The sequence below is a fragment of the Amycolatopsis granulosa genome (assembly GCF_011758745.1).
In the GTDB taxonomy this organism is placed as follows: Bacteria; Actinomycetota; Actinomycetes; order Mycobacteriales; family Pseudonocardiaceae; genus Amycolatopsis_E; species Amycolatopsis_E granulosa.
In genome coordinates, this window is sequence record NZ_JAANOV010000001.1 from 183,435 (window position 1) to 199,374 (window position 15,940).

Annotated in this window: 16 protein-coding genes; 13 read left to right on the forward strand and 3 right to left on the reverse strand. The window is 72.2% G+C overall.

Annotation, left to right across the window (positions count from 1 at the left end):
• The first annotated feature begins 329 nt into the window (after nt 1-329).
• Together FHX45_RS00830 and FHX45_RS00835 are read left to right on the forward strand one after the other, a co-directional pair.
• Complete coding sequence (locus tag FHX45_RS00830; protein WP_167096108.1) at nt 330-986, forward strand: GntR family transcriptional regulator; 657 nt, start codon at nt 330-332, stop codon at nt 984-986.
• On the forward strand, nt 983-1,777 hold the full coding sequence (locus tag FHX45_RS00835; protein WP_167096110.1) for a carbon-nitrogen family hydrolase: 795 nt from the start codon (nt 983-985) through the stop codon (nt 1,775-1,777). The genes FHX45_RS00830 and FHX45_RS00835 overlap by 4 nt, the downstream gene beginning before the upstream one ends.
• A gap of 60 nt (nt 1,778-1,837) precedes the next feature.
• On the opposite strand, the gene FHX45_RS00840 is transcribed toward FHX45_RS00835, so the two are convergent.
• Complete coding sequence (locus tag FHX45_RS00840; protein ID WP_167096112.1) at nt 1,838-3,094, reverse strand: DUF6986 family protein; 1,257 nt, start codon at nt 3,092-3,094, stop codon at nt 1,838-1,840.
• Nucleotides 3,091-4,488 (reverse strand): NAD-dependent malic enzyme, encoded by a 1,398-nt coding sequence (locus FHX45_RS00845; RefSeq protein WP_167096114.1) that lies wholly within the window; start codon nt 4,486-4,488, stop codon nt 3,091-3,093. Before FHX45_RS00845 ends, FHX45_RS00840 begins: the two co-directional genes overlap by 4 nt.
• A 260-nt stretch (nt 4,489-4,748) precedes the next feature.
• Between FHX45_RS00845 and uraD the strand changes: the two genes are divergently transcribed.
• The 11 genes from uraD to FHX45_RS00900 are packed head-to-tail and all read left to right on the forward strand — an operon-like array spanning nt 4,749 to nt 15,408.
• Nucleotides 4,749-5,243 (forward strand): 2-oxo-4-hydroxy-4-carboxy-5-ureidoimidazoline decarboxylase, encoded by a 495-nt coding sequence (uraD, locus tag FHX45_RS00850; RefSeq protein WP_167096116.1) that lies wholly within the window; start codon nt 4,749-4,751, stop codon nt 5,241-5,243.
• Nucleotides 5,240-5,569, forward strand: a complete 330-nt coding sequence (gene uraH, locus FHX45_RS00855; protein WP_167096118.1) for a hydroxyisourate hydrolase — start codon at nt 5,240-5,242, stop codon at nt 5,567-5,569. The genes uraD and uraH overlap by 4 nt, the downstream gene beginning before the upstream one ends.
• Nucleotides 5,570-5,575: 6 nt before the next feature.
• Nucleotides 5,576-6,481 carry a factor-independent urate hydroxylase gene (gene pucL / locus FHX45_RS00860; RefSeq protein ID WP_167096120.1) on the forward strand — a complete coding sequence of 302 codons (906 nt, stop codon included), beginning with the start codon at nt 5,576-5,578 and terminating at the stop codon, nt 6,479-6,481.
• Nucleotides 6,482-6,504: 23 nt separating this feature from the next.
• The gene (locus tag FHX45_RS00865) at nt 6,505-7,947 is read left to right on the forward strand and encodes a nucleobase:cation symporter-2 family protein (RefSeq protein ID WP_167096122.1); all 1,443 of its coding nucleotides are present in this window, start codon (nt 6,505-6,507) and stop codon (nt 7,945-7,947) included.
• 59 nt (nt 7,948-8,006) lie between these two features.
• Entirely contained in the window at nt 8,007-8,831 is an 825-nt protein-coding gene (locus FHX45_RS00870) for a TIM barrel protein (RefSeq protein ID WP_167096124.1), read from the forward strand.
• 34 nt (nt 8,832-8,865) lie between these two features.
• Complete coding sequence (locus tag FHX45_RS00875; RefSeq protein ID WP_167096125.1) at nt 8,866-9,750, forward strand: 2-hydroxy-3-oxopropionate reductase; 885 nt, start codon at nt 8,866-8,868, stop codon at nt 9,748-9,750.
• 53 nt (nt 9,751-9,803) lie between these two features.
• Nucleotides 9,804-11,579, forward strand: coding sequence for a glyoxylate carboligase (gene gcl, locus FHX45_RS00880; protein WP_167096126.1), 1,776 nt, complete (start codon nt 9,804-9,806; stop codon nt 11,577-11,579).
• A 22-nt stretch (nt 11,580-11,601) separates the two neighbouring features.
• A complete protein-coding gene (locus FHX45_RS00885; RefSeq protein WP_208406252.1) occupies nt 11,602-12,735 on the forward strand; it encodes a glycerate kinase in 1,134 nt (377 codons plus the stop codon).
• Nucleotides 12,732-14,063, forward strand: coding sequence for an allantoinase AllB (gene allB / locus FHX45_RS00890; protein WP_167096128.1), 1,332 nt, complete (start codon nt 12,732-12,734; stop codon nt 14,061-14,063). Before FHX45_RS00885 ends, allB begins: the two co-directional genes overlap by 4 nt.
• Nucleotides 14,064-14,101: 38 nt before the next feature.
• Nucleotides 14,102-14,917 (forward strand): bifunctional allantoicase/(S)-ureidoglycine aminohydrolase, encoded by an 816-nt coding sequence (locus FHX45_RS00895; protein WP_167096130.1) that lies wholly within the window; start codon nt 14,102-14,104, stop codon nt 14,915-14,917.
• A gap of 23 nt (nt 14,918-14,940) precedes the next feature.
• Complete coding sequence (locus FHX45_RS00900) at nt 14,941-15,408, forward strand: peroxiredoxin (RefSeq protein ID WP_167096131.1); 468 nt, start codon at nt 14,941-14,943, stop codon at nt 15,406-15,408.
• Nucleotides 15,409-15,419: 11 nt separating this feature from the next.
• Here FHX45_RS00900 and FHX45_RS00905 read toward each other — a convergent pair whose 3' ends face one another.
• On the reverse strand, nt 15,420-15,854 hold the full coding sequence (locus FHX45_RS00905) for an ester cyclase (protein WP_167096133.1): 435 nt from the start codon (nt 15,852-15,854) through the stop codon (nt 15,420-15,422).
• Between the last annotated feature and the right edge of the window lie 86 nt (nt 15,855-15,940).

Below are 15,940 nucleotides of genomic sequence, written 5' to 3' on the forward strand. Positions count from 1 at the left end.
CGCTCCGGCCGTCCTGAAGCAGCCGTGGCGCGTCCGGGCCGCCGCACGGAGCTGTTCGTGTCCGCGGCATCGGCCTGGGAAATCGCGACGAAACAGCGGCTGGGCGCGCTGCCCAGGCCGAGGTGCAGGTAGGTGCCTATCGGCAGCACCTCGAGCAGTTGGGGGTGGAAAGCCTCTCCGTGACGGACGAGCACGCTCTCCTCGCCGGGTCCATCGAACCGGGGCACCGGGATCCGTTCGACCGGATGATCGCCGCGCAGTGCATGGAGCCGGCCAGCGTGCTGCGAGCGACGCTTGTGCCCGTTGTGAACAGGTTGTATACATCTTGTATGACGAGCTTACGAGAAGGTGGGCGGCGGCGCTCGGCCCAGGACGCCACGTACCGCTTCCTGAAGCAGCGCATCGCGGAGCTCCCGAGGGACGGGGGCACGTTCCTGACCGAGTCCGAGGTCGCGCAGGAGGCGGGCACCTCGCGGACACCGGTGCGGGAAGCGTTGCTCCGCCTGGAGGCGGAGGGTTTCCTGGAGATCGTGCCGAAGAAGGGCGCGTTCGTGCCGCCCATCTCCGACGCGGAGGTCCGCGCCGTGATGGAGGCACGCGAGCTCGTCGAACACTGGTGCCTGTGCCGCGTCGTGCCGGCGGGCGAGGACTTCCTCGGTGAGCTGGACCGGCTGGTCGGGCGGCAGCGCGAGCTGATCGACGACCCGGTCGGCTTCATCGACTGCGACCGGGCCTTCCACCGCGCCATCGTGCGCAGGGCCGGCAACCCGGTGCTCGCGGAGTTCTACGAGGGCCTGCGCGACCGGCAGGTGCGGATGGGCCTGCGTGCCGTGCGCACCGGGAATGACCGGGCGGCGCGGGTGCTCGCCGAGCACACCGCGATCGTCGACACCCTACGGTCCGGTGACCCGGCGAAGGCCGGCGAGGCGCTGTCGGCGCACCTGGCGAGCACGATGGCCGCGCTGCGGCTGGAGGAGCAGTCATGAGAATCGCGATGGTCCAGCTGGCCAGCCCGCCCGAGGAGTCGCCGGAGGACCGGCGCGTGCGCGCGGGTTCGCTGGTCGCCCAGGCGCGTGGTGCCGACCTGGTGGTGCTGCCCGAGCTCTGGGCGGCCGGCTACTTCGCCTTCGACCGTTATCCCGAGCGCGCCGAGCCGCTGGAGGGCCCCACCGTGGCGGTGGCCCGCGAGTGGGCGCGTGCGCTGGGCGCCTTCGTGCACCTCGGCAGCATCATCGAACGCGACCAGCACGGCCGCCTCGCCAACACGGCCGTCCTGCTCGCCCCGGACGGCACCATCGCGCACACCTACCGCAAGATCCACGTCTTCGGCTACGCCTCCCGGGAGGCCGAGCTGCTCACCCCCGGGGACCGGCTCGAGATCGCCGAGACACCGTTCGGCAGGTTCGGTGCCACCACCTGCTATGACCTGCGCTTCCCCGAACTGTGGCGCGGACTCGTCGACCGGGGTGCGCAGACCGTGGTCGTGCCCGCCGCGTGGCCGGCCGCCCGGCGGGAGCACTGGCGCCTGTTCACCACGTGCCGCGCGGTGGAGGAACAGGTGCTGGTGGTGGCCGTCAACGCCGCGGGCCGCCAGGACGGCGGGGTGGAACTCGGCGGCCACAGCCGCGTGGTGGACCCGTGGGGCAAGGTGCTGGCCGAGGCGGGCGCGGACGAAGAGGTGCTGTGCTGCGACGTCGACCCCGCGGTGGTGGACAGGGTGCGCGCGGAATTCCCGGTGCTCGCCGACCGCCGCTGGCCGCTGGCCGGGGTGCGGTGACCGGGCCGTCGTGACCGGTACGCCCGGGGCCGGTACCGCCCCGGGCGTACCGGTGCCGCCTCACCGCGGCCGGGGGTGGGCCAGGACGGTGAGGCGGTCCAGGTCCAGGCCGGTCCGCTCGGTGACCTCCGCGGCGCTCACCCCGCCGCAGTCCACGCCGCGCAGGACGAAGCGTGCCAGTGCGGCGGCGGTGGCGGGTTCGTCCAGGTAGGCCGAGTCACCGCCGCCGGTGTAGGCGTGCAGGCGGGTCAGCGCGTCCGGCAGTCCCTGCCGGTAGAACGCGTACGTGGCGAGGTAGCGCGTCGGCAGTTGCGCGGGGTGCAGGTCCCAGCCCTGGTAGAAGCCGCGCTCCAGGGAACGGCGGACGAGCCGGGTGTGCAGCCGCCAGGCCGCCTGCACCTGGGACGGGCCGCCGGCGGGCAGCACGTTCGTGGAACCGTCGGACAGGTGGACGCCGGTGCCGGCGGCGGCCACCTGCATGACCGCCTTCGCGTGGTCCGCGGCGGGGTGTTCCATGCTCTGGTAGGCGGCCGCGATCCCGCAGGACGCGGAGTAGTCGTAGGTGCCGTAGTGCAGGCCCGTGCACCGGCCGTCCGCCGCGTGCAGCATCCGCGCGATCGGCACCGAGCCGTCCGCGCCGACGATGCACTGCGGGGTCTCGACCTGGATCTCGAACCGAAGGCTCCGCGCCGCCAGGCCGAGCGCGGCTTCCAGCCGCTCGCACACCAGCACCATCGCCTCGACCTGCTCGGCCGACGTCACCTTCGGCAGCGTGACGACGAATCCTTCACCGAGGCCGCCGGCCTCGTGCAGCGCCTCGACGAACCGGACCAGTGTCCGCAGCCCGCGCCGGCGGGTGGGTGCCTCGAAGCTTTTGAACCGGATGCCGTGGAACGGGGGCGCGGTTCCGGCACGGACCGACTCCGCCAGCACCTGCGCCGCCGCGACCACGGCGGCGTCTTCCGCGTCCTCGCCCGCGGTGAACCCGTCCTCGAAGTCGATCCGCAGGTCCTCGACCGGCTCCCGGGACAGTTTCTCCCGCACCCACGGGTACACCTCGCTCACCGCGTCCGCGGCGACACCGGTGATCCCGGCGAACTCCTCCGCGGTGGGGGCGTGCCGGTCGAGGGCCGCCAGCGCCTGCTCGCCCCAGTCGCGCACGGTGCCGGCGGTGTACCGGTCGCCCGGCACGTAGACGGTGTGCACCGGCTGCCGCACGTCCCGGTCGCCCGGGTACCGGCGGGCGAGCGCGGAGTCCGCACCGGAAAGCCGCGCGTCGAGTTCGGCGGCGAACGCGTTCAGTTCGTGGTCCCTCATGCCCGGTCCGCCTCCCGGTTCGCGGCCCGCCCGACCGCGGCGGCGACCTCGGGCGCGACCTGCCGGTCGAACACCGACGGGACGATGTAGCTGGCGTTGAGCTCGTCCGGTCCGACCCGGTCGGCGATCGCGGTGGCGGCGGCGAGCATCACCGATTCGGTGATCTCGTGCGCTCCCGCGTCCAGCATCCCGCGGAAGAAGCCGGGGAACGCGAGGACGTTGTTGATCTGGTTGGGAAAGTCCGACCGGCCGGTCGCGACGACCGCCGCGTGGGCGCGGGCCGCGAGCGGGTCGACCTCCGGGTCCGGGTTGGCCAGTGCGAACACGATCGCGTCGTCGGCCATCGTCGCGATGTCGTCGCCGGTGAGCAGGTTCGGCGCGGACACGCCGATGAACACGTCGGCGTCCCGCAACGATTCGGTGAGCGTGCCGGTGAGCCCCCGCGGGTTGGTGTGGTCGGCGATCCACTGCCGCGCCGGGTCCATCTCCCCGCGGCCCCGGTGCACCACGCCGCGCCGGTCGCACGCCACGATGTCGCGCACCCCCTGGGCGAGCAGCAGCTTCACGATGGCGTGCCCGGCGGCACCGACACCGCTGACGACCACCCGGATCTCCGGCCGCTGCTTGCCCACCACCCGCAGGGCGTTGGTCAGCGCGGCGAGCACGACGATCGCGGTGCCGTGCTGGTCGTCGTGGAACACGGGGATGTCGAGCTGTTCCCGCAGCTGCCGTTCGATCTCGAAACAGCGTGGCGCCGCGATGTCCTCCAGGTTGATCCCACCGTAGACAGTGGACAGTGCGAGGACGATCTCGACGATCTTGCCGGTGTCCTGCGTGCCGAGGCACACCGGCCACGCGTCCACCCCGGCGAACTGTTTGAACAGCGCTGCCTTGCCCTCCATGACCGGCAGTGCGGCGGCCGGGCCGATGTTGCCCAGCCCGAGCACGGCCGAACCGTCGGTCACGACCGCGACGGTGTTGCGTTTGATGGTGAGCCGCCGGACGTCGGCGGGGTTCTCGGCGATCGCCCGGCACACCCGGGCGACCCCGGGGGTGTAGGCGCGGGAGAGGTCGTCGCGGTGCTTGAGCGGGACCTTCGGGTTGACCTCGAGCTTGCCGCCGAGGTGCATCAGGAAGGTGCGGTCGCTGACCTTGCGCACGCGAACCCGCGGGATCCCGGTGAGTGTCTTGGTGATGGTCTCGGCGTGGGCGGCGTCCACCGCGTCGCAGGTGACGTCCACGACGAGGCGGTCGGCGTGCGACTCCACGACGTCGAGCGCCGTCAGTTCGCCGCCGGAGCGGCTCACCGCGGCCACCAGATCACTGGTGGCGCCTGAGTGGGAGGGCGTCTCGACCCGGACGGTGACGGCGTACCCGGGGCTGGTGTTCGGCATCGAACCTCGCTTGACGCGACAAGGAAAAGGGGAGAGGCGGAGAAGTTCCGCAACGCGAACACTAATGTCTGCATAGCGGAACAGCAAGTCCTCGCCAGCAGGTGCTCATCCTCGAGCCGGCTGTCCGCTGGGCGGAATCCGGTCCGCTCCCCGGGCAGGTTATCACCGATTTTCAACAAACTGTTGACGTGACCCGGGTCGCGGGCCCACCATCTCTCATGTCACGAAATGCGAATTCCGCACTGCGGAAGGAGTGCAGGATGACGTTGGAGGAGTTCAACTCCGCAGCCCCCGGCCCCCTCACCACCGCGCTACGCGCCTGCTGCGACGTGCCCGCGTGGGCGGACAAGGTCCGCGCCGGCCGCCCGTACGCGAATGCCGGCGCGCTGGTCGCCGTCGCGGACCAGGCCGCGCGCGAACTCACCGCGGCGGAGGTCGACCGGGCGCTGGCCGCGCACCCCCGCATCGGGGAACGCGCCCAGGGCAAGGACGTCGAGTCGGCCTGGTCGAGACAGGAGCAGTCGGCCGTCGGCGGCGACCCCGGCACCGCAGCCGCCCTGATCGAGGGTAACCGCGCCTACGAGGCGAAGTTCGGGCGCGTCTTCCTGATCTGCGCCACCGGCCTGTCCGGTGAGCAGATCCTCGCGAACCTGCGGGAGCGCCTCGGCCACACGCCGGAGGAGGAGGCCCCGGTCGTGGCCGGGGAACTGCGCAAGATCGCCGTCCTGCGCGTGCGGAAGCTGGTGGACGGATGAGCGCGATCACCACCCACGTGCTCGACACCGCGCTCGGCCGCCCCGCCGCCGGCGTCCGTGTGCGGCTGGAGCGGGCCGGGAAGCCGGGGGTGCTGGCCACCGGCGCGACCGACGACGACGGCCGCATCGCCGACCTCGGCCCCGACCGCCTCGACGCCGGTGCCTACCGGCTCGTGTTCGACACCGCCGCCTACTTCGCCGCCACCGGCCAGACCTGCTTCTTCCCCGAAATCACCCTCACCTTCGCACTCGCCGATCCCGGGCAGCACTACCACGTCCCGGTGCTGCTGAGCCCGTTCGCCTACTCCACCTACCGAGGGAGCTGACCCCCCATGGCCATCGTCCTGGGCCCCAACCAGTACGGCAAAGCGCAGAACCACCTCGTCCGCGTCTACCGCGACACCCCGCGCCACGAGATCCGCGACCTGACCGTCTCCAGCGCGCTGCGCGGCGACTTCGCCGGCGCGCACATCGAGGGCGACCAGGGCGACGTCCTGCCCACCGACACACAGAAGAACACGATCTTCAGCTTCGCGAAGGAGAAGGGCATCGGCGCGATCGAGGACTTCGCCCGCACCCTCGCCGGCCACTTCCTCGACCGCACCCCCGCCGCCGACGGGGCGCGCATCGAGATCGACGAGACGCCGTGGCAGCGGATCCCGGTGGGCGGCAAGGGTCACGACCATTCGTTCGTGCAGACCGGCGTGGGCACCCGCACCACCGTGGTCAACGTCGATCGCCGCGGCGACGACCGGCGCACCCATGTCGTCTCCGGCATCAAGGACCTCACGGTCCTGAAGTCGACCGGCTCGGAGTTCCACGGTTTCCTCAAGGACTCCTACACGACACTGCCGGAGACCGACGACCGGATCCTGGCGACCTCACTGGTGGCCAGGTGGCGCTACGACCACACCGACGTGGCGTGGGACGAGTCCTACGAGTCGATCCGCGACCTGATGCTCGAGCAGTTCGCCGAGATCCACAGCTACGCGTTGCAGCAGACGCTGTACGGCATGGGCCAGGCGGTGCTGGAGAAGCACCCGGAGGTCGCCGAGATCCGCCTGTCCGCACCGAACAAGCACCACTTCCTGGTGGACCTCTCGCCGTTCGGGGTGGACAACCCCCACGAGGTGTTCTACGCGGCGGACCGCCCCTTCGGGCTGATCGAAGCCACTGTCCTGCGTGACGACGCATCGGAGCCGGGCTCGGCCTGGCACGCCGTGCCCGGCTGGGTGTGAGCCGACCTGACGAGGAGACAGCAATGAGGCTGTTCAACCGATCTTCCAAGTACCGCGGCCGGCCCGAGGACGAGACCCATTCCTTCCCGCGATTGCTCGCCTACGGCACGCAGCACATCCTCACCATGTACGGCGGGGTCATCGCGCCGCCGCTGATCGTGGGCGGTGCCGCCGGCCTGTCGGCCGGGGACAAGGCGCTGCTCGTCACCGCCGGGCTGTTCGTCAGCGGCCTGGCGACCCTGCTCCAGACGCTGGGCCTCGGCCCGTTCGGCAGCCGCCTGCCGCTGGTCCAGGGTGTGTCCTTCGCGAGTGTGTCCACCATGGTCGCGATCGCCTCCGACGGGGGCGTGCGGCCGGTGTTCGGCGCCATCATCGTGGCCGGCCTGATCGGGCTGATCGCGTCGTCGTTCTTCGCGCAGCTCGTGCGGCTGTTCCCGGCGGTGGTCACCGGCACGGTCATCACGGTGATCGGCCTGTCGCTGATGCCGACCGCGTTCACCTGGGCGCAGGGCGGCGACGGCGCGAAGGACCTCGGCTCGGTGTCCAACATCGGCCTCGCGGCGCTGACGCTGGTCGTCATCCTGGTGATCAGCAGGCTGTTCCAGGGCGCCCTCTCGCGGCTGTCGATCCTGATCGGCATCGTGATCGGCACGGTCGTCGCGGTGTGCACCGGCAAGGCGGACTTCTCCCGGGTGGGCGAGGCGAAGATCTTCGCCCTCCCGCCGGTCCTGCACTTCGGGTCGCCCACGTTCGGGGTCGCCGCGATCGTGTCGATGACGATCGTCGTCTTCGTCATCATGACCGAGACGACGGCGGACATCCTCGCCGTCGGCGAGATCGTGGGGACCACAGTGGACGCCAAGCGGGTCGCGGGCGGCCTGCGCGCCGACATGGCCGCGTCCACGGTCGCCCCGCTGTTCGGGTCGTTCCCGGCGAGCGCGTTCGCGCAGAACGTCGGCCTGGTCGCGTTGACCGGGATCAAGAGCCGGTTCGCGGTGGCCGTCGGCGGTGGCGTGCTGCTGCTGTTCGGTCTGCTGCCGGTCGTGGGCGCGGTGGTCGCGGCGATCCCGTACCCCGTGCTCGGCGGCGCCGGCATCGTGCTGTTCGGCACGGTGATGAGCAGCGGGATCCGCACCCTCGCGCGGGTGCGGTACCAGAACAACCTCAACATGCTGATCGTGGCGGTCGCCCTGGGCATCGGGATCATCCCGGTCGCCGCGCCGAAGTTCTGGCAGGCGTTCCCGTCGTGGTTCGGCGTCATCATGCACTCCGGCATCAGCGCGACGGCGATCGTCGCGGTCGTGCTGAACCTGCTGTTCAACGAACTCCGGGCCGGCAACAAGCCGGGCGCGTCGGTCTTCGAGGCGGGGGAGAGCTCGCTCGACCGGTTCGGCGACACGCTCGAGGACGACCTGGACACCCGGGAACGCCGTGCCAGGGCCGGGCATCGCCCCGCCGGGACCTGACCGCGGGGACCTGACCGCGGGGACCTGACCGCGGGGACTCAAAGGAGCGAGGAACGAACGTGACACACGCACTGCCCTACGAAGTCAACTGCTCCATCCTGTTCACCGAGCTGCCGCTGCTGCAACGACCCGCGGCGGCGAAGGAGGCCGGGTTCGACGGCGTCGAGTTCTGGTGGCCCTTCGCCGAGGCGGTGCCGGGCGACGCGGAGGTCGACCGGTTCGTCTCGGCCGTCCGCGACGCCGGTGTCCAGCTGGCCGGGCTGAACTTCTTCGCCGGTGACATGGCAGGCGGCGACCGCGGCCTGGTGTCGTGGCCGGCCCGGTCGGCCGAGTTCCGCGACAACATCGACGTCACGATCGGCATCGGCGAACAGCTGGGCGCCAGGAGCTTCAACGCGCTCTACGGCAACCGGGTCGGCGGTGCGCCGGAGGAACAGGACGAGCTGGCCGTGCAGAACCTGGTGCTGGCGGCGCGGGCGGCGAACCGCATCGGCGGGACCGTGCTGGTCGAGCCGGTCAGCGGTGCGCCGCGGTACCCGCTGCTGACCGCGGCCGACGCGCTCGCCGTCCTGGACCGGGTCCGGCAGGCGGGGGCGGACAACGTCGCCCTGCTCGCCGACCTCTACCACCTGGCGGTCAACGGGGACGACGTGGACGACGTCATCGCCGCGCACGCCGGCCGCATCGGGCACGTGCAGATCGCCGACGCACCGGGGCGGCACGAGCCCGGCACCGGCCGGCTCCCGCTCCAGCGCCAGCTGGCGGACCTGCAGGAGCGCGGCTATTCCGGGTGGGTGGGCCTGGAGTATGTGCCCTCGGGTGCCTCGGCGGACAGCTTCGGCTGGCTGCCGCGGGACCGCCGCGGCGCGGGCGCCCGCGCCTGATGACCAGCAACCCCCAGGGAAGGACGGCAGGAACATGAGCAGCATCGCGTTCATCGGTCTCGGCATCATGGGCAGCCCGATGGCGGTGCACCTGGCCGGGGCCGGGCACGACGTGACCGGGTACAACCGGACACCGGAGAAGACCAAACCCCTCGTGGACGCCGGCGGCCGCGCCGCGCGGTCGATCGCCGAGGCGGTCGAGGGCGCCGACGTGATTTGCGTGATGGTCCCCGACTCGCCGGACGTGCGGGAGGTCCTCGCGGGGGAGGGCGGTGTCTTCGACCACGCGCGGCGGGGCGCGCTGGTGATCGACTTCTCCAGCATCCGCCCGGACGTGACCGCCGAGCTCGCCGAACAGGCCCGGGAGCGCGGTCTCCGGTTGCTGGACGCGCCGGTGTCCGGCGGCGAGGCCGGCGCCCGCAACGCCGCACTGTCCATCATGGTCGGTGGCGAGAGGGCCGACTTCGCCGCCGCGAAACCGATCTTCGACGTGGTCGGCAAGACCGTCGTGCACGTCGGCCCGACCGGTTCCGGGCAGACCGTGAAAGCCGCCAACCAGCTGATCGTCGCGGCGAACATCCAGGCGCTCGCGGAGGCTGTCGTCTTCCTCGAGGCCTACGGCGTGGACACCGAGGCCGCACTGGAGGTCCTCGGCGGCGGGCTGGCCGGGTCGACGGTGCTCGAGCAGAAGAAGCAGAACATGCTCACCCACTCGTTCCCGCCCGGCTTCCGCATCGAACTGCACCACAAGGACCTGGGCATCGTCACCGCCGCCGCCCGCGAAGCCGGCGTCGTCATCCCCCTCGGCGCGCTGGTCGCCCAGCTCATGGCCGCAGCGAAGGCCGCCGGGGACGGCGGGCTCGACCACTCGGGCCTGCTGCGCGGCGTCGAGCGGCTCAGCGGCCGCGCCGACACCTGACCTCCGTCCGGGGCGGCACGTCCCGGACCTCGCGCATCGGAAGGAAACCAACCATGGCACGCATGAGAGTCGTCGACGCCGCGGTGCTCATCCTGGAGAAGGAGGGCGCCACCCAGGCGTTCGGCCTGCCGGGTGCGGCGATCAACCCGTTCTACAGCGCCATGAAGGCCCACGGCGGCATCCGGCACGTGCTGGCCCGCCACGTCGAGGCGGCCTCGCACATGGCCGAGGGCTACAGCCGCGCCGAGCCGGGCAACATCGGCATCTGCGTCGGGACCTCCGGTCCGGCCGGCACCGACATGATCACCGGCCTGTACTCGGCGTCGGCGGACTCCGTCCCGATCCTGTGCATCACCGGGCAGGCGCCGGTCGCCAAGCTGCACAAGGAGGACTTCCAGGCCGTCGACATCTCCGCCATCGCCGCACCGGTCGCGAAGATGGCGGTCACCGTCCTGGAGCCCGCGCAGGTGCCGGGCACGTTCGCCAAGGCGTTCCGGCTGATGCGGGAGGGCAGGCCCGGCCCGGTGCTGATCGACCTGCCGCTCGACGTCCAGCTCGCCGAGATCGAGTTCGACATCGCCACCTACGAGCCGTTGCCGGTGGCCAGGCCCGCCGCGACCCGGGCGCAGGCCGAGCGGGCCCTGTCGATGCTGGCCGGGGCCGAGCGGCCGCTGATCGTCTCCGGCGGCGGCGTGGTCAACGCCGACGCCGCCGAGCTGCTGGTCGAATTCGCCGAGCTGACCGGCGTCCCGGTGGTGCCGACGCTGATGGGCTGGGGCACGATCCCCGACGACCATCCCCTGATGGCCGGGATGGTGGGCCTGCAAACCTCGCACCGCTACGGCAACGCGACGCTGCTGGCCAGCGATTTCGTGCTCGGCATCGGCAACCGCTGGGCCAACCGGCACACCGGCGGCCTGGACGTCTACACCGCCGGCCGCACGTTCGTGCACGTCGACATCGAGCCGACGCAGATCGGCCGGGTGTTCGCGCCGGACTACGGCATCGTGTCCGACGCCAGGGCCGCGCTCGAGGTCTTCGTCGAGGTGGCGCGCCAGTGGCGGGCCGCGGGCCGGCTGCCGGACCGCTCGCGGTGGGCGGCGGAGTGCCGGCAGCGCCGCCGGACCCTGCTGCGCAAGACGCACTTCGACACCGTGCCGATCAAGCCGCAGCGCGTCTACCAGGAGATGAACCGCGCCTTCGGCCCCGGCACCCGCTACGTCAGCACGATCGGGCTGTCGCAGATCCAGGCCGCGCAGATGCTGCACGTCTACCAGCCGCGGCACTGGATCAACGCCGGGCAGGCCGGCCCGCTCGGCTGGACCGTTCCCGCCGCGCTGGGGGTGGCCACCGCCGACCCGGACGCCACGGTCGTGGCACTGTCCGGTGACTACGACTTCCAGTTCCTCATCGAGGAGCTGGCGGTCGGCGCGCAGTTCGGCATCCCGTACGTGCACGTGCTGGTGAACAACGCCTACCTCGGACTGATCCGGCAGGCACAGCGCGGGTTCGACATGGACTACTGCGTCCAGCTGTCGTTCGACAACATCAACGCACCGGAGCTCGGCGGCTACGGTGTCGACCACGTCAAGGTCGCCGAAGGGCTGGGCTGCAAGGCGATCCGGGTGTTCGAGCCCGACGACATCCTGCCGTCGCTGGAAAAGGCCAAGACGCTCGCGGCGGAGCTGCGCGTGCCGGTGGTCGTCGAGATCATCCTGGAGCGGGTCACGAACGTGTCGATGGGCGCCGCGGCCATCGACGACGTGGCCGAGTTCGAGGAGCTCGCCGAGCGGCCCGGGGACGCGCCGACCGCGATCGTCCCGGCCTGAGGGGCCTCCGGTGCCAACGGTGTTGACGGTGCTCGTCGCTTCCGACAAGTTCAAGGGCTCGCTGACCGCGGCGCAGGTCGCCGACGCCGTGGGTGCCGGCGTGCGCCGGGCCAGGCCGGACGCGCGGGTGCGCGCGGTGCCCGTCGCCGACGGGGGCGACGGCACGCTGGCGGCGGTGCTGGCCGCGGGGTTCACCGCGGTCCCGGTCACCGCGTCCGGGCCGACGGGCGAGCCGGTGGACACCTGGTACGCCAGGCGGGGTGACGTCGCGGTGGTGGAGCTGGCCGCCGTGTCCGGGCTGGTGCGCCTGCCCGGTGGCCGGCTCCGGCCACTGCGGGCCACCAGCCGCGGCACGGGCGAGGTGATGGCCGCGGCGATCGCGGCCGGCTGCCGCGAGATCGTGCTGGGCGTCGGCGGCAGCGCCGGCACCGACGGTGGTGCCGGCCTGGTCGCCGCGCTCGGCGCGCGCCTGCTCGACGCCTCGGGCGGCGAGATCGGTGACGGCGGGGTGGCGCTGCCCGGGGTCGCCTCGATCGACCTCACCGGCCTGCGGGCGGCGACGCGGGACGTCGCGGTGACGATCGCGTCCGATGTGGACAATCCGCTGACCGGTCCGCGGGGCGCGGCGGCGGTGTACGGTCCGCAGAAGGGAGCCGGACCGGCGGAGGTCGCCCGGCTGGACGTGGCCCTGGCGCACTGGGCCGACGTGGTCGCCCGCACCACCGGCCGCGACCTGCGGGACACGCCCGGTGCGGGCGCGGCGGGAGGCGTCGGCTTCGCCGGGCTGGCCCTGCTCGGCGCGGCGCTGCGGCCGGGCATCGAGCTGGTGCTCGACCTGGCCGGGTTCTCCGGGGCCCTCCGCGGCGCCGACCTCGTCGTGACCGGGGAGGGCATGCTGGACGAGCAGACGTTGCACGGCAAGGCACCGGCCGGGGTCGCGCGGGCGGCCGGGCGTGCCGGCGTGCCGGTGGTCGCGGTGTGCGGCAGCACGACGCTGCCGCCCGCGCGGCTGCACGACACCGGCATCCGGGCGGCCTACGCGCTGACCGACCTCGAACCGGACATCGACGTCTGCCTGCGCGACGGGGCGCGGCTGCTGGAAACACTCGGCGAGCGGATCGCCGCCGAACACCTCGAGGGAGGCGAAACCGAATGAGCGAGCGAACGCTGGTCATCCGGGCCCGCCGGACGGTCACCCCGTCCGGGGAACGGCCGGCCGCTGTCGTGGTCCGCGGGAGTGTGATCGCCGCCGTCGAGGCGTTCGACGCGGTCGTGCCGGGCGCCGAGGAGGTGCACCTGGCCGGCGACGAGGTCCTGCTGCCCGGGCTGGTGGACTCCCACGTGCACGTCAACGATCCCGGCCGCACCGAGTGGGAAGGCTTCCGCAGCGCGACCAGGGCAGCCGCGGCCGGCGGCGTGACGACCCTGGTCGACATGCCGCTCAACAGCATCCCGCCCACGGTCGACGTCGCCGCCCTGGAGACCAAGCGCAAGACCGCGCGGGACCAGATCTGGACGGACGCCGGGTTCTGGGGCGGGGCCGTGCCCGGCAACGTGCCGGACCTGCGGCCGCTGCACGAGGCCGGGGTGTTCGGGTTCAAGTGCTTCCTGTCGCCGTCGGGTGTCGAGGAGTTCGGTCACCTCGACCGGGCCCAGCTGGACGCGGCGATGCGGGAGATCGCCTCGTTCGGCGGGCTGCTGATCGTGCACGCCGAGGCCCACGACGCGGTCGGCGCCGCCCACGGCCGCGACTACCGCGACTTCCTGGCGTCCCGGCCGCGGGAGGCGGAGAACCGCGCGGTCCGGGAGGTTGTCGAGCTGTCCGGCGCGACCGGGTGCCGGGTGCACATCCTGCACGTGTCGAGCGCGGAGGTTGTGCCGATCATCGCGCAGGCCCGCGCCGGCGGGGTGGCGGTCACCGCCGAGACCTGCCCGCACTACCTGACCCTCACCGCCGAGGACATCCCGCCCGGCGCGACCCAGTTCAAGTGCTGCCCGCCGATCCGGGAACGGGACAACCGCGAACAGCTGTGGGCGGCACTGCGCGACGGTGTGATCGATCTGGTGGTCAGCGACCACTCACCGTCCACAGTGGCCCTGAAACGACTGGACTCGGGGGACTTCGGCGAGGCGTGGGGCGGTATTTCGTCGCTCCAGCTCGGTCTGCCGCTGGTGTGGACGCACGGGCGGGCGCGCGGCTTCGGGCTGTCCGATGTGGTCAGGTGGATGGCGCAGGCGCCGGCCGCGCAGACCGGGATGCGCCGCAAGGGCCGCATCGAGCCCGGCTGCGACGCGGACTTCTGCGTGCTCGCGCCGGACGAGGAGTTCGTCGTCGTGGCGCGGTCGCTGCACCACCGCAACCCGATCACCCCGTACGAGGGGCAGCGGTTGAGCGGTGTGGTGCGCAGCACGTGGCTGCGGGGCGAGCGGATCGACCTCGGCGCGCCGCCGCGGGGCCGGATGCTGGTGCGGGACGAGACGTGAGCGCCGACGGGTTTTCCGACGAGAACGGGAGAGATGGCATGAACGGCCGGTACTACGCACCCACGGGCGGCCTGCCCCCGCAGACCCAGCTCACCACCGACCGGGCGGTGTTCACCGAGGCCTACGCCGTCCTGCCGCGCGGCACGATGACCGACATCGTGACCAGCAACCTGCCGTTCTGGGACGGCACGCGGGTGTGGATCCTCGCCCGGCCGCTGTCCGGGTTCGCCGAGACGTTCTCCCAGTACATCGTGGAGGTCTCACCCGGTGGCGGCTCTCAGCGGCCCGAACCGGACCCGCGCGCGGAGGGCGTGCTGTTCGTGGTCGGCGGCGAGCTGGTCGTGACGATCGGCGGCACCGCGCACACCCTCGGCGAGGGTGGTTACGCCTACCTGCCGCCCGGGACCGGCTGGAACGCGCGCAACGAGGGCGGCGAGCCGGCCCGGTTCCACTGGGTGCGCAAGGCCTACGAGGCCGTCGAGGGCATCGCCGTGCCGGAGGCGTTCGTCACCAACGAGCGCGACATCGAGCCGGCGCCGATGCCCGGCACCGGCGGCGCCTGGACGACCACCCGGTTCGTGGACCCCGCCGACCTGCGGCACGACATGCACGTCAACATCGTCAACTTCCAGCCCGGCGCGGCGATCCCGTTCCCGGAGACGCACGTGATGGAGCACGGGCTCTACGTGCTCGAGGGCAAGGCCGTGTACCTGCTGAACAAGGACTGGGTGGAGGTGCAGGAGGGCGACTTCATGTGGCTGCGGGCGTTCTGCCCGCAGGCCTGTTACGCCGGGGGACCGGGCCGGTTCCGCTACCTGCTGTACAAGGACGTCAACCGGCACCCGAAGCTGTGAACTCACCGACGAGGAGGTCCGAGATGGTCGTGCACCTGGACACGGGCGATGCCGCCCCCGATTTCACGCTGCCCGGTGCCGACGGCGCGACGGTGACGCTCGGGTCGCTGCTGGGCCGGCGGAGCATCCTGTACTTCTACCCGGCCGCCGGCACTCCCGGCTGTACCACCGAGGCGTGCGACTTCCGGGACAACCTGGCTTCGCTGCACGCGGCCGGGGTGACGGTCGTCGGCATCTCCCCGGACCCGCCGCACCGGCTCGCGGAGTGGGCCAGGACGGAGCAGCTGACGTACCCGCTGCTGTCCGATGTGGACGGATCGGTGCACCGCAGCTACGGCGCGTGGGGCGAGAAGACCGTCAACGGCACGACCGGTGCCGGCCCGCTGCGCTCGACGTTCGTCCTGGACGCGACCGGCCGGATCGAACACGCCCGGTACGCGGTGCAGGCGCAGGGGCACGTCCGGCAGCTGCGCGCGCTGCTGGGGATCTGAGCCGCCCGTCGTCAGGGGGTGCCCAGCGCGGCGGTCAGGCCGAGTTGTGTGCGCACCGCGTGTTCGTCCCACAGGGTCCAGCGGTGGGTGAACCGGCCATCCGGGTCGAAGCGGTACACGTCGACCATCGGCACGCACAACCGGGCTCCGGTGGCCGGGGGCAGCCCGGCGAAGGCATCACCCTGGTGCGTGCCGGTGAGGATGAGCCGCTGCACGAGGGTGTCGCCCTCGACGATCTGCTCCTCGGTGTGGACCCGCAGGTCCGGGAACGCCCGGCGGGTCCCGGCGACGAACGCGGCGAGCTCCGCCGCGTTCGTGGTGCGGTCCTCCGCGGCGAGGTACTGGGTGTACCCGGGGGCGAGGAGGTCGTCGAGGACCGCGACGTCGCCCTGGTTGAACACCTCTTCGCTGATGCGGCGTGCGCGGATCTTGATCTCGGCGGTCATGGTCGTTTCCTTCCGTCGGTGACTGCCCGTCCAGCATGGGCGCGGGAGGCGGACGAGCCCACGACGAACGCTCACCGCACACCTGA

Bases quoted from the DNA above. Each gene is read 5' to 3' on its own strand.
- FHX45_RS00865 (WP_167096122.1), top strand. From the start codon at position 6,505: ATGAGGCTGTTCAACCGATCTTCCAAGTACCGCGGCCGGCCCGAGGAC.
- FHX45_RS00905 (WP_167096133.1), bottom strand. From the start codon at position 15,854: ATGACCGCCGAGATCAAGATCCGCGCACGCCGCATCAGCGAAGAGGTG.
- gcl (WP_167096126.1), top strand. From the start codon at position 9,804: ATGGCACGCATGAGAGTCGTCGACGCCGCGGTGCTCATCCTGGAGAAG.
- FHX45_RS00830 (WP_167096108.1), top strand. From the start codon at position 330: ATGACGAGCTTACGAGAAGGTGGGCGGCGGCGCTCGGCCCAGGACGCC.
- FHX45_RS00875 (WP_167096125.1), top strand. From the start codon at position 8,866: ATGAGCAGCATCGCGTTCATCGGTCTCGGCATCATGGGCAGCCCGATG.
- uraD (WP_167096116.1), top strand. From the start codon at position 4,749: ATGACGTTGGAGGAGTTCAACTCCGCAGCCCCCGGCCCCCTCACCACC.
- FHX45_RS00895 (WP_167096130.1), top strand. From the start codon at position 14,102: ATGAACGGCCGGTACTACGCACCCACGGGCGGCCTGCCCCCGCAGACC.
- FHX45_RS00900 (WP_167096131.1), top strand. From the start codon at position 14,941: ATGGTCGTGCACCTGGACACGGGCGATGCCGCCCCCGATTTCACGCTG.
- pucL (WP_167096120.1), top strand. From the start codon at position 5,576: ATGGCCATCGTCCTGGGCCCCAACCAGTACGGCAAAGCGCAGAACCAC.
- FHX45_RS00845 (WP_167096114.1), bottom strand. From the start codon at position 4,488: ATGCCGAACACCAGCCCCGGGTACGCCGTCACCGTCCGGGTCGAGACG.
- FHX45_RS00835 (WP_167096110.1), top strand. From the start codon at position 983: ATGAGAATCGCGATGGTCCAGCTGGCCAGCCCGCCCGAGGAGTCGCCG.
- allB (WP_167096128.1), top strand. From the start codon at position 12,732: ATGAGCGAGCGAACGCTGGTCATCCGGGCCCGCCGGACGGTCACCCCG.
- uraH (WP_167096118.1), top strand. From the start codon at position 5,240: ATGAGCGCGATCACCACCCACGTGCTCGACACCGCGCTCGGCCGCCCC.
- FHX45_RS00840 (WP_167096112.1), bottom strand. From the start codon at position 3,094: ATGAGGGACCACGAACTGAACGCGTTCGCCGCCGAACTCGACGCGCGG.